Genomic DNA, 20,821 nt, shown 5'->3' on the forward strand with positions numbered 1-20,821 from the left:
GCTGCGCCAACAAGGAGAGCTTTCAATGACGAAACTTCGTCACCTGGTCTGGATGTTGATCGCCACGGGCGCGCTCGTGCTGTCGACGTCGCAAGGCTTTGCCCAGAGCCGCCCGGACGCCGACGAGCCGGGCCTGGTCGCCGACGACAGCTACGAGCTCGATCCGGAGTGGCAGAAGCAGGTCGTCTACTACCGGACCAACGAGGCGCCGGGCACCATCATCGTCTCCACCGCCGAACGCCATCTCTACCTCGTGCAAGGCAACGGCCGCGCGTTGCGCTACGGCATCGGCGTCGGCCGCGACGGCTTCACGTGGCAGGGCCTGGTGACCATCACCCGCAAGGCCGAGTGGCCGGACTGGACCCCGCCGCCGGAAATGATCGCCCGCCAGCCCTATCTGCCGCGCTTCATGGCGGGCGGCCCGGGCAATCCGCTCGGCGCGCGCGCCATGTATCTCGGCACCACGGTGTACCGCATCCACGGCACCAACCGGCCCGACACCATCGGCACCGCGATCTCGTCGGGCTGCTTCCGCCTCGTCAATGCCGACGTCGCCGATCTCTACAACCGCGTTCCCGTCGGCACCAAGGTGATCATCCGGCAGAAGCCCGAACTCTAATCTCCACCACCCGCCTTCGATATCGATCCGCTTTTCCCCGATCCTTCGCGAGAGAGAACCCATGCGTACATTTCGAGGCGGCCTGACGATCGGGCTCGCGGTCGCCGCGCTGATTGCGGCCGCCGCCATCACCTATGAGCGCTACGACACCCGCACGCTGAAGCGCACCGTGCGCCGCGGCGAGGTGCTGTGCGGTGTCAACAAGGGCCTGCCGGGCTTCTCGAACCCGGACGACAAGGGCAACTGGACCGGCTTCGACGTCGACTTCTGCCGCGCGGTGGCCTCGGCGATCTTCGACGATCCGTCGAAGGCCAAGTTCGTTCCGCTCGACGCCAGCGAGCGCTTCAAGGAGCTGCAGAACCGCAAGGTCGACATCCTGTCGCGCAACTCCACCTGGAGCATGTCGCGCGAAACCAATTACGATCTCTATTTCCCGGCGGTCGCCTATTATGACGGCCAGGGCTTCATGATCCCGCGCTCGCGCAACATCGACTCCGCGCTCGACCTCAACGGCAGCAAGGTCTGCGTCCAGGCCAACACCACGACGCAGCTCAACCTCGCCGACTATTTCCGTGCCAACAACATGAAGTACACGGAGATGAAGTTCGACAAGCTGGACGATGTCGTGAAGGCCTACGACTCCGGCCAGTGCGACACGCTGACCTCGGATGCCTCGCAGCTCTACGCGCTGCGGCTCAACCTCTCCAAGCCGAACGACCACATGATCCTGGCCGACATCATCTCCAAGGAGCCGCTGGCGCCGGTCGTACGCCTGCGCGACGACGACTGGATGATGATCGTGAAGTGGACGCTCTACGCCATGATCAACGCCGAGGAGCTCGGCATCACCTCGAAGAACATCGACGAGGCGCTGAAGTCGAAGAAGCCGGAAGTGATGCGGCTGGTCGGCACCGAGGGTTCCTATGGCGAGGATCTCGGCCTGACCAAGGACTGGGCGGTGCGCATCATCCGCCATGTCGGCAATTACGGCGAGGTCTACGACCGCAACGTCGGCGCCGATTCCAAGCTGAAGATCCCGCGCGGCATGAACCAGCTCTGGAACGCCGGCGGCGTGCAGTACGCGCCGCCGATCCGGTAACAACAAATGTCGTCATTCCGGGATGCGCCGACAGGCGCAGGCCCGGAATCCATCAGGCCGCAGCAACGGCGGCGCAATGGATTCCGGGCTCGCGCTAAGCGCGCCCCGGAATGACAATCAATACCCCTTGCCGCTCGCCAGCCGGTCGGTGTGGAAATTGCTGTCGCCGAACAGCTCCTGGCAGACGCGGGCGCGCTTCATGAAGAAGCCGATGTCGAACTGGTCGGTCATGCCCATGCCGCCGTGCATCTGCACGCCTTCCTGCACGGCCAGCGTCGCCGTGGTGCCGGCACGCGCTTTTGCCACTGCGACCGCGGTAGCGGCCTTCTCGATATCCGCATCGAGCGCCTGCAGCGCCTTGAGCACGGCAGCGCGGGTGATCTCGATATCGATGTAGAGCTGGGCGGCGCGGTGCTGCAGCGCCTGGAATTCGCCGATCGCCTTGCCGAACTGCTTGCGCTCCTTCAGATAGGTCACGGTGCGGCCGAACACCTCGTCGGAAAGGCCGACCATTTCGGACGCCACCGCGCCGCGGCCGATATTGAGCACGCCGTCGAGCAGGCCAAAGCCCTGATCGACCTCGCCGAGCACCTGATCGGCATTGACCTCGACATTGTCGAACACGATGCGCGCCGCGTTGTGCGAATCGACCATCGCGGTGCGCTCGACCACGAGGCCCCTGGCCTTCGGATCGACCAGGAACAGCGTCAGCCCGTTGCTGTCGCCGGCGCTGCCGCCGGTGCGCGCCGCAACGATCAGGAGGTCCGCGGTGTGGCCGTCGACCACGAAGGCCTTGTCGCCGGACAGCTTGAAGCCGTTGCCGGAACGCGTGGCCTGCAACCTGGTCTGCAGCGGGCGATGCTTGGCGCCCTCGTCGATCGCGAGCGCCGCGAGCAGCGAGCCGTCGGCGATCTTGGGCAGATGCTGCGCCTTCTGCGCCTCGCTGCCGCCGCGCGACAGCGCCGATGCGGCGAGCACCGCGGTCGAAAGGAACGGCGACGGCATCAAGGTGCGGCCGATCTCCTCCATGACGATGCCGGCCTCGACGCAGCCGAGCCCGCTGCCGCCGAATTTTTCAGGCACCAGCAGCCCGGAGAAGCCCATCTCGGCAAAGGTTGACCAGAGCTCGCGCGAGAAGCCGGTGGTGTCCTTGGCATCGCGCAGACCGCGCAGATGCGCCACCGGCGCCTTGTCGCTGATGAGACCGCGCGCACTGTCGCGCAGCATGGATTGTTCTTCGGTGAGGACGAGGGCCATGGATGGATTCCGCTCTTCGATAATTCAGATGTTGAACTCGTCATTCCGGGGCGCGACGTAGTCGCGAGCCCGGAATCCATACTCCCGATCGTGGTTATGGATTCCGGGCCTGGCCCTTCGGGCCATCCCGGAATGACGGGTGGTGAAACTGTGCCTCACGCGCCCGGCAGATCGAGGATGCGCTTGGCGACGATGCCGAGCATCACCTCGGAGGTGCCGCCCTCGATCGAGTTGGCCTTGGTGCGCAGCCAGGCGCGCGGGCGGGCGCCGCCTTTGGAGCGGTCGCTCTCCCATTCCAGCGCGTCGATGCCGCCGGCCGACATCAGGATCTCGTAGCGGCGCTTGTTGAGCTCGGTGCCGTAATATTTCATCGCCGAGGAGAACGCCGGATGCGACTGCCCGGCCTTGGCGAGATCAACCGCACGCTCGGCGGCTGCGGCGAGCGCGGCCTCGTCGACCTCGAAGCTCGCAATCTGGCTGCGCAGCTGCGCATCGTCGAGCTTGCCTTCCGCGTCCGCGCCGACCGAGTCGGCGGCGATCTGGCCGAGCGGACGGCCGACGCCGCGCTCGCCCATGCCCGAGATCATCGCGCGCTCGTGCTGCAGCAGGTACTTCGCGACATCCCAGCCGCGATTGACCGTGCCCACCACATGCGACTTCGGCACCCGGACATTGTCGAAGAAGGTTTCGCAGAACGGCGAGTAGCCCGAGATCAGGAGGATCGGTTTTGTCGACACGCCCTTCGAGGCCATGTCGAACAGGATGAAGCTGATGCCGTCATGCTTCTTGGCCGCCGGATCGGTGCGCACGAGACAAAAAATCCAGTCGGCGTAATTGGCGTAGGAGGTCCAGATCTTCTGGCCGTTGATGATGTAGTCGTCGCCGTCGCCGACCGCGCGGGTCTGCAGCGATGCGAGGTCGGAGCCGGCATTCGGCTCGGAATAGCCCTGGCACCAGCGGATCAGGCCCGCGGTGATCTTGGGCAGATGCTCCTTCTTCTGCTCCTCGGTGCCGTACTTCAGCAGCGCCGGTCCGAGCATCGAGATGCCGAACGAGGTCAGCGGCTGACGCGCGCCGATCGCCGCCATCTCCTGGCGCACGATCTTGGCTTCCTCGCCGTCGAGGCCGCCGCCGCCATATTCCTTCGGCCAATGCGGCACGGTCCAGCCCTTGTCGCGCATCCGCTCGAACCAGACACGCTGCGCGTCGGAGGAGAATTTCGCGTTGCGGCCACCCCAGAAGGTGTCGCCATCCGAGGTCATCGGCTTGCGCATCTCCGCCGGGCAGTTCTGCTCCAGCCAGGCGCGGGTCTCCGCGCGGAATTTCTCGAGGTCAGCCATGATGCGTTTCCAGTCAAATTCGACGAATTGGATTCGACCTTAGACCTACGCAGCCGCCGAATTCAATATGCCTCGCGGCCGCGCCATGCTCTGGCGTCGCTACTCACCTTGCGCGATCGGGTGTATCGCCGAGGTGGGGTAACGATTGAAAAACAAGAGGAAACGGACATGCGGCTGAAGCTGCTTTCGCCTAGCGAAATGAACGCCGCCCAGAAAGAAACCTACGACGAGTCGATCGCCGGCAAGCGCGGCGCGCCACCGGCGCCGATGATGGCCTGGCTGAACAGTCCGGAGATGGCGCGGCATGCCACCCGGCTCGGCGAGGTGCTGCGCTTCGACACGATCTTTCCGGCGAAACTCGCGGAGATCGCAATCCTCGTCACCGCGCGGCACTGGACCGCGCATTACGAGTGGTATGCCCACAAGCGCCTCGCGCTGAAAGGCGGCCTCGACCCCAAGATCATCGAGGACATTCGCGTGCGCCGGACGCCGACCTTCGACGATCCCAAGGCCAGGGTGATCTACGACGTCGCCAAGGCACTGCACGAAGGTCACGGCCTGCCGAAGGGGCTGTATGACGAGGCGGTCGAGGTGCTGAGCCCGCGCGGCCTGGTCGAGGTGATCGGCCTCTGCGGCTACTACACCATGGTATCGATGACGCTGAACACGTTTGAGTTCCAGCTGCCCGGCGGCGAGTTGTCGGAGCTCTGCTAGGTCAGGCGGACCGTGGCGCCGTTCGGAAACGCTGGGTTTCCGGATGGGTAGCTCCGGGGCCGGCAAATCCGGACTATATCAGGCGGCGAAGCCCTGCCCCTGATGGCGCGGCGTTGATGCCAATGGAGCCATGTCATGCCGGAAAATCCCCCCATCATCGCGGGCACGCGGATCGGGCATGTCCATCTCAAGGTCGCCGATCTCGAGCGCGCACTCGGCTTCTACTGCGGCGTGCTCGGCTTCGAACTGCAGCAGCGCCTCGGGACGGATGCGGCCTTCATCTCGGCCGGCGGTTATCACCACCACATCGGCCTCAACACCTGGGAGAGCAAGGGCGGCCATCCACCGCCACCCGGCACCACCGGCCTGTTCCACACCGCCATCCTCTATCCGACCCGTCCGGCGCTCGCCGATGCGCTGCACCGGGTGCTGTCGGCCGGCATCCAGCTCGATGGCGCCAGCGACCACGGCGTCAGCCAGGCGCTCTATTTGCGCGATCCCGACGAGAACGGCGTCGAGCTCTATTGGGACCGGCCCGAAGCCGAATGGCCGCGCAGCGCCGACGGCAAGCTTTCGATGTTCACACGGCGGCTGGATCTGGAAGACCTGCTGAAGCAGCGGGTGGCGTAATTCCGCGGTGCGATAATTTCGTAGCCCGGATGGAGCGGAGCGAAATCCAGGGTTCGCTCCATGAGGTCACGCTGCTCCCGGATTACGCTTCGCTTCATCCGGGCTACAGCTTTATTCCCCTTCCCCCTGAAAGGGGGAAGGTCGGGATGGGGGTCAGCCGCAGGCTCCGCTGCAAATGGAGAGACCGGATCCCCACCCGCTTTGCTCTGCGCGCAAAGCGACCTCCCCTTTTCAAGGGGAGGTGGAAAGCGGCTTCCCCTCATGATCGCCGCCGCCGCGATCAGCTCCAGCCCGATGCAGCCGTAGAACGGCAGCGTGTAGCTGCCTGAGAGATCGTGTAGCAGCCCGATCACGCCGGGGCCGAAGGCGTAGGTGATCTGGTTGATCGCGGTGATCAGGCTGACCAGCACGCCGAACGCGCGCGGGTCGAACTCGCGCTGGATGATCAGCGCCGGCAGCGTGATCAGATTGCCGACCGAGAAGCCGAACAGCGCGCAGGCGGCGATCTGCGCGATGTCGTTATGCACGTTGATGATGATTGCGAGCGCAATCGCCTGGCTGACAAAGGACAGCGCCGACGCCAGCCGCTGGTTGAGCCGGTCGATCACGAACGAGAAAGACACGCGCCCGACCACGGCCATCGCGGTCAACAGCGCCATCGCCACCGTGGCGCGCTCGCGGCCGATCACCTGGTCGAGATAGGCGATCAGATGCACGATGAAGCCGACCTGGGCGAACAGCACCAGCGCGAAGGCAACCGAGACCGAGAGGAAGCGGATGTCGCGCAGCGCCCGCGCCCGCACCTGGGTCGCCGACGGTGCGGCGGCCGCCGCTGACGTCACCGCGTGCAGATGCGCCGGAGGCTGTCCGACGCAGATCAGGATGACTGGCACCATCACCACGACGAGCGCCACCGCGGCCGCGATCATCGCGCCGGAGAAGCCGAAATAACCGATGCCGGCCACCAGCAGCGGCACGCCGACGATGCCGCCGAAGCTGGCGCCGTTCAGCGCCAGGCTGATCGCCATGCCGCGCTTCTTGTCGAACCACAGGCCGAGCGTGTTGGTGATGATGCCGAGGCTGGTGCCGGCCCAGCCGAACGCCAAGAGCGCATCGGCGAGATAGAGCTGCCAGGGCTCGCGCACCTCGCCGATCGCCACCGCGGCAACCGCCATCGCAAGGGTGCCCGCGATCAGGCAGCCGCGCGCACCGAACGCCTTGATCGCCTCGCTGACGAAGGCGACCAGCGCGGCGCCGAACAGATAGAAGAAGGTGGTGCCCGAGGAGATCAGCGACGCCGGCCAGCCGTGCAGCCGCTGCAGCTCGGCGACATAGACGCTCTGGCCGTAGAAGCCCAGTCCCCAGCCGAAGGTCGCAAGCAGGAAGCAGACGGCGACGATGCGCCAGCCCTCATAGCCGAGCGAGGATTCGTCTGCTTGCGTAGGCGATGATGCGTCCATTTCTTGCTCTTGCTTCTCACATCGTCAGGACCGGATTATTCCGTTCCCACGATGTAAGGAGCCGTGCAAGCCGGTCACTTCGAAACGGATCGAAGTGTCAGCAATTGGCAGCAGCAGGCTAGATACTGGGATCCGGGATTTCTTCCACCGCGCGCAATTTGGCGCGGCGCTTGGCGAACGAGGCCAGCGACAGCACGACGAGCCCGAGCAGCACTGGCGGAAACACCACCATGTTGACGGCATTCCAGCCGTAATGCGCGAGCAGCTGGCCCGACGAGAACGAGCCGATCGCCATCATGCCGAACACCAGGAAATCGTTGAACGCCTGCACCTTGTTGCGCTCCTGCGGGCGGTGCGTTTCCAGCACCAGCGCGGAGGCGCCGACGAACGCGAAGTTCCAGCCGATCCCGAGCACGAACAGCGTCGCCCAGAAGTGCGGCGCCGTGATGCCGGACAACCCGATCATCGCGGCGACAGCCTCGAGCGCCAGCCCGAGCGCGACGATGCGAGGTGCGCCAAACCGCGCGATCAGCGAGCCGGTGAAGAAGCTCGGGCCATACATCGCCACAATGTGCCACTGGATGCCGAAATTGGAATCGCTGACCGACAGCCCGCACATCTTCATCGCGAGCGGCGCCGAGGTCATCACCAGATTCATCATCGGATAGGCGATCACGCCGCACAGCGCCGCGGCGATGAAGCGCGGTTGCCTCGCGATCTCGAGCAGCGGGCGGCCGCCATGCAGATCCGCCGCCGCGGGCTTTGGCGCATCGACGCCTGAGAGCACCGCCATCGCCACCAGCGCGACGAGGGCCTGCATCACGAAGGAGAACGCGAACAGGTAAGGCGGCCAGATGTCCATGGTCCATTGCACGAGCTGCGGCCCGAGCACGCCGGCGAACACGCCACCGGCCATCACCCAGGACACCGCCTTGGGCCGAAATGCGACGCTGGCGCCATCGGCTGCCGCGAAGCGATAGGACTGCGCGACGGCGCCATAGAGTCCGCCGAGGAAGGTCGCGCCGCAGAACAGCCAGAACGATGAATGCAGGATCGCCCAGGCGCCGAGCGCGCCGGTCAGCGTGCCGCAGAAGGTGCCGACGATGAAGGCGACGCGGCGGCCATAGGCGCGCGAGATCGCGCCGGTCGGCAGCGTGCCGGCGGCGAGCCCGAGCACATACATCGAGAGCGGCACCGTCGCGAGCGAGATGTCGGGTGCCAGCGTCGCGCCGACGATCGAGCCGGTGGCGAAGATCACCGCCGAATTGGCGCCGGTCAGCGCCTGCGCCGCCGCAAGCCGCCACACATTGCTGCGCGCCCGCGCGTCGTCGCTCGTCTCATCCGCAGCCGTCACGTCGATCATCGGTGGTCCCGCCTCGAAGCCCCGGCGGGAGCCTCCAATCGCGCGCACTATGGAGAGCGGGTCGAGGCCGATCAACCGCCGCAAACGGACGAAGGCCATGCGGGAGGCGCACACGATGGATGGCTCCGCCTTTCGAAATAAGGAGCGCCTGGCACCCTATCCCGTCGTCATTCCGGGGCTCGCGAAGCGAGAGCCCGGAATCCATTCATCCACGAAACGCGCGGAGACACGAAACGCGCGGAGAAATGGATTCCGGGCTCGCGCCAAGAGGCGCGCCCCGGAATGACGAGCGGAAGCTACCGCACCGGCTTCTTGCCCGGCCGCTTCTCGGCACGCAGCGCGCCGGTCTTGTGCACCTTGGAACGCGGTGCGATCGGGGCGCCGCGCGGATAGCCGCCCGGCCATTCCAGCGCGAGCGAACTGGCAAAGCCGAAGAAGCTCGAACGGCTCATGCCGAGCTCGGCAGCGCGCTTGTCGATCCGCGTGATCAGGCTTTTCGGCAGATAGACGTTGACGCGCTCGGATGGATCAGGCGGATCGACGCCGACCATGAAGAATGCGGCGACGTCGGAGCCCTTGGGTGCCACGATGCGCTCGATCGGTGTCGGCTCCGGCAACGGCTTGCCCTGCTCGACCCAGCCGTCGACCGCCTGCGCCAGCGCATGCTCGGCACGCTCGATCGCCTCTTCCTGCGACCTGCCGCCGGCGACGCAGCCGGGAAAATCCGGAAACCACGCCCCGAAAGCGCCGCGCGGTCCGCGCTCCAGCACGGCCGGATAAAGCCGTCTCTTCATTCTGGCCTCCGTCGTTGGAGTATGCTATTTCACACACAGCGGTGTGTCAAATGACACATTACAAGGGAGGGGAGCAATCGTGGACCCGCAAGCCGAGCTCCGCATCATACGTGGCGCCTACGCCAAGCAGATCATGGCTGCCGCAAACGTCAGCGATCCGCGCGTGACCGCGGCCTTCGCCGCCATTCCCCGCGGGGATTTCGTCGGTCCGGGACCCTGGCTGATGCTGCGATGGTGGCACCGCGACTACACGCCGACGCCCGATGCCGACCCGGTCTATCTCTACACCAACGATCTGGTCGCGCTGTTGCCCGAGCGCCGCCTCAACAACGGCCAGCCGTCGCTGCACGCTTATCTGATGCACCAGGCCGCGCCGGCCGTCGGCGAGCACGTGGTGCATGTCGGGACCGGCACGGGTTACTACACGGCGCTGCTTGCTCATCTGGCTGGACCGACCGGTCGCGTGACCGGCATCGAGTATGACCCGGAGCTTGCGGCACGCGCCCGCGCCAACCTTGTCCCATATGCAAATGTCGAGATCATCGAAGGCGACGGCACGCTCGCGTCGTTCGATGCAGCCGACGTGATCTATGTCAACGCCGGCTGCACCCGACCTGCCGCGCGATGGCTCGACGGCCTCGCCGACGGCGGCCGGCTGATCCTGCCACTGACGTCCGACGAGGGATTCAAGGGCGGTGCGCCGGAGCAGGTGGCGCGATCCGGCGCAGTATTCCGGATCCGGCGCGAGGGGACGGGCTATCATGCCTCCTGGATATCCCCGGTCGCGATCATTCCCTGCGACGGCGGCCGCGACGGGGCGTCGGAAAAGGCCCTGGCCGAAGCGTTCGCGCGCGGTGGCTGGCAGAAGGTGACGCGGCTCCATCGCGATGCCGGGATTCCCGACGAACGCTGCTGGCTGCGGGGCGACGGATGGTGCCTGGCCTACGACTGAGCCGCATCCTTCCGCACGAACATCAGGATCATGTTATTGGCCGGCATCTCGAAGCTGCCGGCGAGCTTCAGCCCGACGCTCTCCGCAAGCGCCTCGACATCGGCGATATCGCGCACGCCCCATTCGGGGTCGCGTTCGCGCAAGGAGGTGTCGAACACGGCATTGCTGAGCGCGGTGTGCTTGCCGCCGCGCTTGAACGGACCGTAGAGGAACAGCCGGCCGTCGGCGCGCAGATGCCTGGAGGCACCGGCGAACAGGCCCTCGGCGACACGCCACGGCGCGATGTGGATCACGTTGGCGCAGAAGATCGCGAGCAATTTGTCCGGACCTTTGCCGTCCGGCGGCGCCGCCGACCAGGCCGGATCCGAGAGATCGATCGGCTGCGGCGGCTTGATGTTGGGCAGACCGGCATGCGCCCGCCAGGCCGCAATGCTGCGCAGATGCGCGGCATGGAGGTCGCTCGGCCACCAAATGATGTCGGGCGTCTGACCGGCAAAATAGACGACATGCTGGCCGGTGCCGCTGCCGGCCTCCAGCACGTCGCCGGATCGGCCGGCAAGGTATTCCTTGAGGACCGCCCAGATCGGCTGGTGATTGCGGTGGAATGCCGCCGCGTCGAGCCGCCCGTCCGCCTCGACCGGGCTGCCGTCCTTGCCAAACTCCACCACGAACTCCGCCACGCCGCTTCTCCTGTTACCCGCTTCTAGATCGAACTGTTCCTATCGGCAAAGCCGCGGGGCCGACTCGCCGACACTGCCTGACCCGTCATCCTGAGGCGCGAGCGCAGCGAGCCTCGAAGGATGAATCGGCCACAGTCGGGCCGTCGACCCTTCGAGGCTCGTTCCGCTCGCACCTCAGGGTGACGGGTCTGGTATCATCCGTACGGACCGCTGTTCAGGCATTAACCCCGTCGCAAAGCGCCTATTCTCCGTGTTGCCAGCCGATGGCCTTTATGCTTTTCCCTCTTTATATTGCGATGGGATCATCGAGATTGAAGCCTGGGAAACGTCCTTGATCGCCACTTTCGTCAAGCCAGCCTTCGTTCTGGCGCTGCTGGCAGGTACCGCCATGGCCGCGCCCGCGCAGGCCCAATCCGCCGCCGAAGGCCAGAAGCTCGCCTTCGACCGCGGCAAGGGCAATTGCCTGACCTGCCATGTCATCAAGGGCGGCGAGCTGCCCGGCACGATCGGCCCCGAGCTGACCGGCCTGAAGGCGAAATACAGCCGCGACGAGCTGATCGCGATCGTCACCGACGAGACCAAGCGCAACCCGCAGACCGTGATGCCGCCGTTCGGCCGCAACAGGATCCTGAGCGAGAAGGAAATCAGCGCGGTGGTGGACTTCCTGCAGACGCTGTGACGCCACGACCGTCGCTTGAGGAGATTTTTTCGATGAACATCACGACCAACGAATTTTTCAGAACCCGCCGCCTGGTGCTGAAGGGCGCCGGCGTCGCCGCGCTGATCGGCCTCGGCGTCATTCCGTTCGACGTGCCGCAGGCGCTCGCCGCCGCCAACGACAAATATCCGGAAGAGGCGTTCAAGCAGAAGACCGAGGCCGACGCGATCAAGGCGCTCTACGGCAAGACCGCCGAGCCGTCGGACAAGGTCAAGATGGATGCACCCGAGATCGCCGAGAACGGCGCGGTGGTGCCGATCTCCGCCACCACGACGCTGGCAGACGTCACCTCGATCTCGTTCCTGGTTGCCGAGAACCCGATCTCGCTGATCGCCTCGTACAAGATTCCCGCCGGCACGCTGCCGAGCGTCGCCAACCGCATCAAGATGGCCAAGACCAGCAACGTCACCGTGATCGTCGAGGCCGGCGGCAAACTCTACAGCGCCCAAAAGGAAATCAAGGTCACCGTCGGCGGCTGCGGCGGCTGAGCGCGCATGATCCGGAAAAGTGGGAACCGGTTTTCCGATAAGATCATGCGCAAACAACAGGGATAAACCAGATGGCATCGAGCATTCGCGTGCGCGCCACGTCAAACGGCGACACCACCGAGGTGCAGGCGCTGATCCAGCATCCGATGGATTCCGGCTTCGTCAAGGACGCCAAGGGCGAGATCATTCCGCCGCATTTCATCCAGCAGCTGACCTTCGAGTATGACGGCAAGCCGGTGTTCGTCGCCGACTGGGGCGGCGGCGTCTCCAAGGACCCTTATGTCAAGTTCGCCTTCAAGGGCGGCAAGAAGGGCGACGACCTGAAGGTCAGCTGGGTCGACAACAAGGGCGCGACCGACACCACCACGGCGAAGATTCAATGACGCGGCGCTTCGCAATCCGCGCAGCAATCGCGACGCTGGCGCTCGGCGTGCTGGCGTGCGCGCCGGCGCACGCCGCCGGCGCCGTCGATCCCGCCGCCGACAAGGCCGCGTTCCAGAAATTCTTCACCAGCAAATTCCCCAAGCTGAAGCTGGAGGATTTCGTCAACGGTCCCTATTCGATGAATGAGGACCTGCACAAGCAGTGGGAAGAGAAGGAGCAGTTTCCGCCCTACGAGTTCTCGCTCGAAGCCGGCAAGGAAATGTTCTCGACGCCGTTCAAGAACGGCAAGACCTACGGCGACTGCTTCCCGAACAAGGGCATCGGCATCCGCCAGAACTATCCCTATTTCGACGAGAAGGAAGGCAAGGTCGTCACGCTCGAGCTCGCGCTCAACCGCTGCCGCGAGGCCAATGGCGAGGCGCCGTTCTCCTATGTGAAGGACGATATGGCGGCGCTCACCGCCTACATGGCCTTCACCTCACGCGGCAAGCCGATGGACATCAAGATCCCGAACGATCCGCGCGCGCTGGAGGCCTATCAGAACGGCAAGGAGTATTTCTACACCCGCCGCGGCCAGCTCAATTTCTCCTGCGCCACCTGCCATATCCAGAGCCCGGGCGAGCGGATTCGCGCCGAGGTGCTGGCGCCGGCGCTCGGCATCCTGAATGCGATGCCAATCTACCGTTCGGAATGGTCGGGCATGGGCACCACCAGCCGCCGCTTCACCACCTGCAACAGCCAGATCCGCGGCGTGCCGCTCAATCCGCAGGACGACGAGTACCGCAACCTCGAATACTATCTGTCCTATGTCAGCAATGGCCTGCCGATCTCAGGGCCGGGAGCAAGGCCATGAGAGCGACAATGGTCTTCGCGGCATCGGCCCTGCTGATCGCGACCGCGACGGGCGCGGTTGCCGCCTCCGAGGCCGACTACAAGGCGGCCTATGCCGCGGCCGAAGCCGCCAACAAGGAAGCCGGCACCCTGCGCAACCAGTGGACCACGACCGCATCGACGCTCGCCGCCGCAAAAAAGGCCGGTGAGGCTGGTGATTTCGACAGCGCAGTCGCCCAGGCCAAGGAGGCCGAGGCGCTGGCAAAGGCATCGATCTTCCAGGCCACCAGCGAAAAGGAACGCTGGAAGGACATGGAAGTTCGCTAAAGGCGCGCTGGCCAGGGGCCGCGCGGAGAGAGTGATGATCATCCGCCGCCGGGATTTCCTGAAAGCTTCGGCTACAGCTGCGCTTGTGGCCGGCCTGCCTCGCCTCGCGCGCGGCGCCGACACCGCCAGCGTCTACGACCTCGAACGCTTCGGCAACGCCCGCATCCTGCACATGACCGACACCCATGCGCAGTTGAAGCCGGTGTTCTTCCGCGAATCCAGCGTCAATATCGGCATCGGCGCGATGGCCGGCCAACCGCCGCATCTGGTCGGCAAGGCGTTCCTCGACCGCTTCGGTATCCGGCCCGACAGCGCCGACGCCTATGCCTTTACCTGCGTCGAGTTCGAGAAGGCCGCAGTCCGCTTCGGCCGGCTCGGCGGCTTCGCCCATCTCAAGACCCTGGTCGACAAGCTGCGCGCCGATGTCGGCGACAAGCGCTCGATCCTGATCGACGGCGGCGACCTCTGGCAGGGCTCGGGGCTGGCCAACGCCATGAACGGCGCCGACATGGTGGAAGCCGCCAACCTGCTCGGCATCGAGGCGATGACCGGGCATTGGGAATTCACCTATGGCGAACAGGTGCTGCGCGACAATCTCTCGCGCTTCAAGGGCGAGTTCCTGGCGCAGAACGTGTTCCTGACCGAGGAAGCCGCGTTCAACGACGCCAAGGCGTTCGATCCGGCCTCGGGGCGGGTGTTCAAGCCGTCGATCATCAAGGAGATCGGCGGCCACCGCGTCGCGGTCATCGGCCAGGCCTTCCCCTACGTGCCGATCGCGCATCCCAAGCGCTTCACGCCGGACTGGAAATTCGGCATCCGCGACGAGGAGCTGCAGAAGCTCGTCGACGGCCATCGCAACAACGACAAGGTCGACGCGGTGATCCTGCTGTCGCATAACGGCATGGACGTCGACCTCAAGCTCGCCAGCCGCGTTACCGGCATCGACGTCATCCTCGGCGGCCACACGCATGACGCGATCCCGATCCCGATCACGGTGACCAATGCCGGCGGCGTCACGCTGGTGACCAATGCCGGCTCCAACGGCAAGTTCATCGGCGTGCTCGATCTCGATCTCGCCAAGGGCAAGGTCGCCAATGTCCGCTACCGGCTGCTGCCGGTGTTCGCCGAGCTGCTGAAGCCCGATCCGGCGATGCAGGCACTGATCGACAAGATGCGCGATCCGCATGCCGACGAATGGAGCGACAGGCTCGGCACCGCCGACCGGCTGCTGTACCGCCGCGGCAATTTCTCCGGCACCGTCGACCAGCTGATCTGCGACGCGCTGCTCAACGAGCTCAACGCCGAGATCGCATTGTCGCCCGGTTTCCGCTGGGGCCTCACCACGCTCGCGAACCAGCCGCTGACCATGGAAGACGTGCTGTCGGAAACCGCGATCACCTATCCCGAGACCTACGTCGCCAGCATGACCGGCAGCCAGATCAAGGATGTGCTGGAAGATGTCTGCGACAATCTGTTCAACGCCGATCCATACTACCAGCAGGGCGGCGATATGGTTCGCGTCGGCGGCCTCGCCTACACCTGCACGCCCGGCGAGAGCGTCGGCAAGCGCATCTCCGAGCTGAAGCTCGGCAACGGCAAGCATCTCGAGGCCGGCAAGCACTACAAGGTCGCGGGCTGGGCCTCGGTCAACCAGCAGAACGGCGCGCCGATCTGGGATGTCGTGGCCAAGCATCTGCGCTCCGGCCGGCCGCCGAACCGCGACGAACCCGGCGTGACGCTGAAGGGCGTCGAGGACAACCTCGGCATTGCGAGGCACGGATGACGCGCCGCGCGTTCATCGCGGCATTCGGCTTCGCCGTGATCGCGCTGGCGATGCCGCTGGCGCGCGCCCAGCTGGCGCCGCTGCAGGACAAGCCGTTCGCCGAGCACAAGGTCGTGCTGCAGCTCTCCGACAACGATCCGAAGAAACAGGGCCTCGTCATCAGTGTCGCCAACAATCTGATGAAGCATTACGACCCCGACAAGGTCGCGGTCGAGATCGTCGCCTTCGGCCCCGGCATCGAGCTGCTCAAGCCCGACAATCCCAACCGCAAGCTGGTCGAGAGCCTGGTCGCGCAGGGCGCACGGGTCGACATCTGCCTCAACACCGTCGACACCATCGAGCGCGACAGCGGCAAGCGGCCGGACTACATCACCGCCGCCACGCCAGTGCAGGTCGGCGTCGCGCAGATCCTGCTTCTCACCGAGAACGGCTATACGCTGGTCCGCCCCTAGGAGTCCTCATGCTTCGCCGTCTCGCCACTGCCGCAATGCTTTCGCTTGCCTTCACGGCAAGCGTACCCGCCGCCGACAAGCCGCATCACATCGCGATCCAGGTCGACCAGAACGATCCGCAGGTCATGAATCTCGCGCTCAACAACGCGAAAAACGTGATCGAGTACTACCGCGCCAGGAACGAGGACGTGGAGATCGACATCGTCACCTACGGCCCCGGCCTCAACATGCTGCGCAGCGATACCTCGCCGGTGCAGGACCGCATCAAGCGGCTCAAGGATGACGTCTTCCCCGGCAAGATCCAGTTCTCCGCCTGCAACAACACCAGGCAGGGCATGGAGAAGGCCGAGGGCCACGCCATCTCCGTCGTCCCCGACGCCACCGTCGTACCGTCCGGTGTGGTGCATCTGATGGAGTTGCAGGAGCAGGGCTGGAGCTACGTGAGGCCGTAGGGCTCACCCCTCAATCGCTTCCCCGTCACCCTGAGGAGCCGCGCAGCGGCGTCTCGAAAGGATGCACGGCCACGATCTTTCTGCAGGCATTTGCTCCTCCGTGGAGACGGCCGGGCCGTGCACCCTTCGAGACGCGCGCAAGAGCGCGCTCCTCAGGGTGACGGTGATGGATTTGGGGGTGACGGGACCGGATTACTCCGGGGGATGGATTTGCTTTGAATCGCCCCTATCTATGGAATAATATCCTCTCCAAGACTCGACCCGGAGAACAGGTAAGCCGTCATGATCTTTCGCCAGCTGTTCGACAGCGTGTCCGGCACCTATAGCTATCTGCTCGCGAGCCGCGCCGGCGGCGAGGCACTGATCCTCGATCCCGTGCTGGAGAAGGCCGACCGCTACTGCAAGCTGTTGCAGGAACTCGATCTCCGCCTGGTGAAAGCCGTCGACACCCATCTGCACGCCGATCATGTCACCGGCCTCGGCGAGCTGCGCGACCGCACCCAGTGCATCACCATCATGGGCGAGCAGAGCAAGGCCGACGTGGTGTCGATGCGCGTCTCCGATGGCGACAGGGTGACGATCGAGGGGCTTTGCCTCGAGGCGCTGTACACGCCCGGCCACACCGACGATTCCTATAGTTACCTGATGGGCGATCGCGTCTTCACCGGCGACACGCTGTTGATCCGCGGCACCGGCCGCACCGATTTCCAGAACGGCAGCGCCCGGGCGCAGTACGATTCGATCTTCAACCGCCTGCTCAAGCTGCCCGAGGAAACCATGGTCTTCCCGGCGCACGACTACAAGGGCGACACCGTCTCCACCATCGGCGAGGAGAAGCGCTACAATCCGCGGCTGCAGGTGAAATCGATCGACGACTATGTCGAGCTGATGAACAACCTCAATCTGCCGAATCCGAAGCTGATGGATGTCGTGTTGCCGGCCAACATGCATGTCGGCCTGCACCAGGACGAGCTCGCCAAGGAAGGCCTCTCGCTGAGCGCGCGCGACGCCATCGCAAGCCTCGGCCGGCCCGACATCCTCCTGGTCGACCTGCGCGAGAGCGCTGAGCGCGCCAAGCACGGCACGCTCGCCGGCGCCTTGCACGCGCCGTATCCGGGGATCGGCGCCGGCCTGCAGCCCGGCGGCATGCTGCGCGAAGTCGCGGCTGCGACCGGCCGCCGCGTCGTGTTCTTCTGCGCCTTCGGCGAACGCTCGGCGATGGCGGTGGCGGCCGCGAAGAAGGCGGGGCTGATGAACACGGCGCATATCGAAGGCGGCATCGACGCGTGGAAGAAGGCCGGCGGCCCTGTGGTGATGGGATGATCTCGTTGCCCGGATGAAGCGCAGCGAAATCCGAGGCCAATCTTTCCGTAGAGCGACTTTCCCGGATTGCGCTTCGCTCCATCCGGGCTACGCCATTACCGCGCCACCCGTTTCAACTCTTCAGTCAATCGATCCAGCGCATCGGCCAGCATCACGCCGCCGCACACCGTGAGCCGCTCCGGCAGCACGAGGCGCTTCTGCTGCGGATAGAAGCGCTCCAGCGCCGGATGCAGCAGGAAGGCGCGGCCCTCATCCTCGGCGCGATCGCCGGCCTCCGAGACCAGGATGAAATCCGGCCGCAATTTCACGATCGCCTCCAGCGAAGCAAACCCGCCTGCGCCGAGGCCGAGTTCGCCGGCCGCATTGGTCAGGCCGGTCGCCGCCAGCAGCGAGTTGATGAGGCTCTGGTCGCCCGACACGAAGCCGCGCCGCTCCAGCGGCAACACGCGATAATGGTGCACGCCCGCGACCGCCCGCGCCCGGGCGATCGCCGCATCGAGGCGCGCGATCTCCACCTCGGCCCGATCCGGATGCTGCAGCACATCGCCCATCGCCAAAATCTGCCTCTTCACCTCGTCCAGCGTGCGCGGCACCGTGAATTCGACGAGATGCAGCCCGTTGGCCTTCAACAGGTCACGCGTCGCGCGCTTGTCGAACAGGCTGACCACGACAATGTCGGGCTTGAGCAGCAGCACATCCTCGGCGCCGCCAGACAGAAGCGGATAGCTTCGTGCTTTCTCGGCCGCCCAGGATTGCCAGGCATCGCGCGAAAACCGGCTGAGGCCGAGAATCTGGTCCGGGTCGGCCAGCGATAGCACGAGCTGGTCGCTGCACACGTTCATCGAGACGATGCGCGGTCCGGCGGCGGCCACGCCAGCGCACGACATCAGCCATGCCGCTGCGGCTACCGCAGCGAGGCGCCACATCCGCATCACACGTCCGCCCACGGCACGATGACGGCTTCGCGCTGGAATTCAGCGCGGTAGGCGCTGACCCGGAACACGCTGGCGAGAACTGCTTCCGACAACGCTTCAGCCGGCGCGCCCTGCGCGGCCAGCCGCCCTTCCGACAGCACCAGCACATGATCGGCAAAGCGCGCGGCGAGCCCGAGGTCGTGGGTCACCACGATCACGAGCACGCCGGTGTCGGCGACGTTGCGCAGCTTCTGCATCACGTCGATCTGGTGGCGCGGATCGAGCGAGGCGGTCGGCTCGTCGGCCAGGATCACCGGCGCCTCCACCGCGAGGACCCGGGCCAGCGCAACGCGGCTGCGCTCGCCGCCGGAGAGCTCGGTGACGCGGCGATCGCCGAATTCGGTGACGTCGACCGCCTGCATCGCCCGCAGCACCGCTTCCATGTCCTTCGGCGACAGCCGCGCCGGATCGGTCGCGCCATGCGGATAGCGGCCGAGCGCGACGATATCGCGTGCCGGCAGCGGCCAGTGCACCAGGTGCCCCTGCGGCAAATAGGCGAAACGCTTCGCGCGCTCGCGCAGCGACAGCTTTGCCAGCGCGTCGCCTCCGATCTTGATCTCGCCGTCGGATGGAATGAGCCCGGCGAGCGCGCGCAGCAGCGTGGTCTTGCCGGCGCCGTTCGGGCCGACCAGCGCGACCAGATGGCCTGCTTCCAGCGAGAGCGAGACGTCGTGCAGCACCTTGCGGCTGCCGAGCGCGGCGTTGAGCGCGGTGGCGGAGAGCAGTGTCATGCCACGCCTCCGCCGAGCGCACGGCGTTCGCGCATGATGAGATAGAGGAAGAACGGTACGCCGATGATCGAGGTCAGCACGCCGACCTTGATGTCCGAGGTTGAAGGGATGATGCGCACCGCGATGTCGGCCGCGAGCAGCAGCGCCGAACCGGTGAGCGCACTCGGCACCAGCAGCCGCGCCGGATCGTGACCGATGACGGGGCGCATCAAATGGGGAGCAACGAGGCCGATGAAGCCGATCGTGCCGGTCACCGCAACGGCGCCGCCGACCCCGAGCGCGACGCCCGTGATCACGAGGAGCCGCAGCCGTCCGACATCGACGCCGAGGCTCTGCGCGGCTTCCTCGCCGAGCGTCAGCGCGCGGAAGGCGCTCGCCTGGCCGAGCAGGATCGCGGCGCCCGCGACGATGAACGGCAGCGCCAGCGCGACATGCTGGAAGCTGCGGTCCTCCAGCGAGCCGAGCAGCCAGAACGCGATCTCCAGCACCACAAAGGGATTGCTCGAGAGGTTCATCACCAGCGCGGTCGCAGCTCCCGCGAAGCTCGAGATCGCGAGCCCCGCCAGGATCAGGATCAGAAGGCCGGCATTGCGGCCGGCGATCGCGAGCAGCGCGAACACCGAGCCGAACGCGGTGATGATCGCCACCACCGGCAGCGCGTAGGAGCGCACATCGGCCAGCCCCAGCGCGATCACCAGCACCGCGCCGAACGCTGCCGATTGCGGCGCGCCGAACAGCGACGGCGAGGCCAGCGGATTGCGCAGCAGGCCCTGCAGCGCCGCGCCCGAGAGCCCGAGAATACCGCCGATCGCGAATGCCAGGATGGTGCGCGGCAGCCGGATCTCGCGCACGATGACTTGCGCCACATCGCTGCCGCCACCGAACAGCGCCTCGATCACCGCAAGCGGCGACAGCCGCACCGGCCCGATGCCGAGCGAGAGCAGGCACAGCAGCACCACGAGCGCGAGCAGCGCCGCGGTGGCGCCCCACCGGCGCCGCGCCGCGACCTCGGCCGCCAAGGCAAAATCCTGCACGCTCATCGGATCCATGCTCTTACAGCGATCGCCGTGGCAGACAAGCGACACCCGACAAAAACCGTGGCCGTGCGGCCATTGCCCGGCCTGCGCCGGATTGACTTTGCTGCCCGGCCGAACCCTAGATGACCATGACGGTTCTTTCATGAGATGAAAAGGGAATGCGGTAAGGGGAAACTTCCCCAACGCCGCGGCTGCCCCCGCAACTGTATGCGGTGAATCCTTCGTCAAATGCCACTGGGAATCTCGGTCCTGGGAAGGCGACGAAGGGTAACGACCCGCGAGCCAGGAGACCTGCCGTCAGCCGTGGTCACACGCGAAGATGCCGGTCGGGGAGTACAGGCATGAGCTTCACCTGATGCTGCACGCACAATGGTGAGACTGGTTCGCGGTGACGTGCCACTGACGTTACCGAG

The 20,821-nt window shown here is 65.7% G+C and carries 23 protein-coding genes and 1 riboswitch; of the genes, 14 read left to right on the forward strand and 9 right to left on the reverse strand.

The window, feature by feature from the left end; all coding sequences use genetic code 11:
- Positions 1-25: 25 nt before the first annotated feature.
- Positions 26-619, forward strand: coding sequence for a L,D-transpeptidase (locus BRSPCE3_RS29585; protein ID WP_229167489.1), 594 nt, complete (start codon positions 26-28; stop codon positions 617-619).
- Positions 620-680: 61 nt separating this feature from the next.
- On the forward strand, positions 681-1,718 hold the full coding sequence (locus tag BRSPCE3_RS29590) for an amino acid ABC transporter substrate-binding protein (protein ID WP_244069876.1): 1,038 nt from the start codon (positions 681-683) through the stop codon (positions 1,716-1,718).
- Between the two features lie 117 nt (positions 1,719-1,835).
- Here the strand turns inward: BRSPCE3_RS29590 and BRSPCE3_RS29595 are convergent, their stop codons facing one another.
- Positions 1,836-2,975 (reverse strand): acyl-CoA dehydrogenase family protein, encoded by a 1,140-nt coding sequence (locus BRSPCE3_RS29595; protein ID WP_244069877.1) that lies wholly within the window; start codon positions 2,973-2,975, stop codon positions 1,836-1,838.
- A gap of 155 nt (positions 2,976-3,130) precedes the next feature.
- The gene (locus BRSPCE3_RS29600) at positions 3,131-4,315 is read right to left on the reverse strand and encodes an acyl-CoA dehydrogenase family protein (RefSeq protein ID WP_244069878.1); all 1,185 of its coding nucleotides are present in this window, start codon (positions 4,313-4,315) and stop codon (positions 3,131-3,133) included.
- 168 nt (positions 4,316-4,483) lie between these two features.
- Here BRSPCE3_RS29600 and BRSPCE3_RS29605 point away from each other — a divergent pair, with 168 nt between their 5' ends.
- Positions 4,484-5,029, forward strand: a complete 546-nt coding sequence (locus BRSPCE3_RS29605; RefSeq protein WP_244069879.1) for a carboxymuconolactone decarboxylase family protein — start codon at positions 4,484-4,486, stop codon at positions 5,027-5,029.
- A 135-nt stretch (positions 5,030-5,164) separates the two neighbouring features.
- Positions 5,165-5,659, forward strand: a complete 495-nt coding sequence (locus BRSPCE3_RS29610; protein ID WP_244069880.1) for a VOC family protein — start codon at positions 5,165-5,167, stop codon at positions 5,657-5,659.
- Here BRSPCE3_RS29610 and BRSPCE3_RS29615 read toward each other — a convergent pair.
- The 3 genes from BRSPCE3_RS29615 to BRSPCE3_RS29625 all read right to left on the reverse strand — a co-directional run bounded on the left by BRSPCE3_RS29615 (position 5,551) and on the right by BRSPCE3_RS29625 (position 9,276).
- Positions 5,551-7,119, reverse strand: coding sequence for an MFS transporter (locus BRSPCE3_RS29615; protein ID WP_283843179.1), 1,569 nt, complete (start codon positions 7,117-7,119; stop codon positions 5,551-5,553). The two genes, BRSPCE3_RS29610 and BRSPCE3_RS29615, sit on opposite strands and share 109 nt — an antisense overlap.
- A gap of 118 nt (positions 7,120-7,237) precedes the next feature.
- Positions 7,238-8,482 (reverse strand): MFS transporter, encoded by a 1,245-nt coding sequence (locus tag BRSPCE3_RS29620; protein WP_244069881.1) that lies wholly within the window; start codon positions 8,480-8,482, stop codon positions 7,238-7,240.
- Positions 8,483-8,778: 296 nt separating this feature from the next.
- Positions 8,779-9,276, reverse strand: coding sequence for a type II toxin-antitoxin system HicB family antitoxin (locus BRSPCE3_RS29625; protein WP_244069882.1), 498 nt, complete (start codon positions 9,274-9,276; stop codon positions 8,779-8,781).
- Positions 9,277-9,355: 79 nt separating this feature from the next.
- Here BRSPCE3_RS29625 and BRSPCE3_RS29630 point away from each other — a divergent pair, with 79 nt between their 5' ends.
- Positions 9,356-10,228, forward strand: a complete 873-nt coding sequence (locus tag BRSPCE3_RS29630; protein ID WP_244069883.1) for a protein-L-isoaspartate O-methyltransferase — start codon at positions 9,356-9,358, stop codon at positions 10,226-10,228.
- Here BRSPCE3_RS29630 and BRSPCE3_RS29635 read toward each other — a convergent pair.
- Positions 10,219-10,908: a DUF938 domain-containing protein gene (locus BRSPCE3_RS29635; RefSeq protein WP_244069884.1), complete on the reverse strand. Its 690-nt coding sequence runs from the start codon at positions 10,906-10,908 to the stop codon at positions 10,219-10,221. The two genes, BRSPCE3_RS29630 and BRSPCE3_RS29635, sit on opposite strands and share 10 nt — an antisense overlap.
- A 388-nt stretch (positions 10,909-11,296) precedes the next feature.
- On the opposite strand from BRSPCE3_RS29635, the gene soxX reads away from it, so the two are divergent.
- The 9 genes from soxX to BRSPCE3_RS29680 all read left to right on the forward strand — a co-directional run bounded on the left by soxX (position 11,297) and on the right by BRSPCE3_RS29680 (position 17,666).
- On the forward strand, positions 11,297-11,587 hold the full coding sequence (gene soxX / locus BRSPCE3_RS29640; protein WP_244070130.1) for a sulfur oxidation c-type cytochrome SoxX: 291 nt from the start codon (positions 11,297-11,299) through the stop codon (positions 11,585-11,587).
- 32 nt (positions 11,588-11,619) lie between these two features.
- Positions 11,620-12,114: a thiosulfate oxidation carrier protein SoxY gene (gene soxY / locus BRSPCE3_RS29645; RefSeq protein WP_244069885.1), complete on the forward strand. Its 495-nt coding sequence runs from the start codon at positions 11,620-11,622 to the stop codon at positions 12,112-12,114.
- Between the two features lie 71 nt (positions 12,115-12,185).
- Positions 12,186-12,497, forward strand: coding sequence for a thiosulfate oxidation carrier complex protein SoxZ (gene soxZ / locus BRSPCE3_RS29650; RefSeq protein WP_016848045.1), 312 nt, complete (start codon positions 12,186-12,188; stop codon positions 12,495-12,497).
- Complete coding sequence (soxA, locus tag BRSPCE3_RS29655; protein ID WP_244069886.1) at positions 12,494-13,351, forward strand: sulfur oxidation c-type cytochrome SoxA; 858 nt, start codon at positions 12,494-12,496, stop codon at positions 13,349-13,351. The genes soxZ and soxA overlap by 4 nt, the downstream gene beginning before the upstream one ends.
- Complete coding sequence (locus tag BRSPCE3_RS29660; RefSeq protein WP_244069887.1) at positions 13,348-13,656, forward strand: hypothetical protein; 309 nt, start codon at positions 13,348-13,350, stop codon at positions 13,654-13,656. Before soxA ends, BRSPCE3_RS29660 begins: the two co-directional genes overlap by 4 nt.
- A 34-nt stretch (positions 13,657-13,690) precedes the next feature.
- Positions 13,691-15,439: a thiosulfohydrolase SoxB gene (gene soxB / locus BRSPCE3_RS29665; RefSeq protein WP_244069888.1), complete on the forward strand. Its 1,749-nt coding sequence runs from the start codon at positions 13,691-13,693 to the stop codon at positions 15,437-15,439.
- Positions 15,436-15,891, forward strand: coding sequence for a hypothetical protein (locus tag BRSPCE3_RS29670; RefSeq protein ID WP_244069889.1), 456 nt, complete (start codon positions 15,436-15,438; stop codon positions 15,889-15,891). The genes soxB and BRSPCE3_RS29670 overlap by 4 nt, the downstream gene beginning before the upstream one ends.
- Positions 15,892-15,899: 8 nt before the next feature.
- Positions 15,900-16,343, forward strand: a complete 444-nt coding sequence (locus BRSPCE3_RS29675) for a DsrE family protein (protein WP_244069890.1) — start codon at positions 15,900-15,902, stop codon at positions 16,341-16,343.
- A 282-nt stretch (positions 16,344-16,625) separates the two neighbouring features.
- Complete coding sequence (locus BRSPCE3_RS29680; protein WP_244069891.1) at positions 16,626-17,666, forward strand: MBL fold metallo-hydrolase; 1,041 nt, start codon at positions 16,626-16,628, stop codon at positions 17,664-17,666.
- Between the two features lie 95 nt (positions 17,667-17,761).
- On the opposite strand, the gene BRSPCE3_RS29685 is transcribed toward BRSPCE3_RS29680, so the two are convergent.
- From BRSPCE3_RS29685 to BRSPCE3_RS29695, 3 genes are read right to left on the reverse strand one after another with little or no spacing between them, the layout of a single operon-like run.
- Complete coding sequence (locus BRSPCE3_RS29685; protein ID WP_244070131.1) at positions 17,762-18,592, reverse strand: ABC transporter substrate-binding protein; 831 nt, start codon at positions 18,590-18,592, stop codon at positions 17,762-17,764.
- A gap of 5 nt (positions 18,593-18,597) precedes the next feature.
- Positions 18,598-19,371, reverse strand: coding sequence for an ABC transporter ATP-binding protein (locus BRSPCE3_RS29690; protein WP_244069892.1), 774 nt, complete (start codon positions 19,369-19,371; stop codon positions 18,598-18,600).
- On the reverse strand, positions 19,368-20,411 hold the full coding sequence (locus BRSPCE3_RS29695; RefSeq protein ID WP_244069893.1) for an iron ABC transporter permease: 1,044 nt from the start codon (positions 20,409-20,411) through the stop codon (positions 19,368-19,370). The genes BRSPCE3_RS29690 and BRSPCE3_RS29695 overlap by 4 nt, the downstream gene beginning before the upstream one ends.
- Before the next feature lie 112 nt (positions 20,412-20,523).
- Positions 20,524-20,722: riboswitch (cobalamin riboswitch) on the forward strand.
- Positions 20,723-20,821: the final 99 nt, after the last annotated feature.

Origin of the sequence: Bradyrhizobium sp. Ce-3, from assembly GCF_022835695.1 — a bacterium.
In the GTDB taxonomy this organism is placed as follows: domain Bacteria; phylum Pseudomonadota; class Alphaproteobacteria; order Rhizobiales; family Xanthobacteraceae; genus Bradyrhizobium.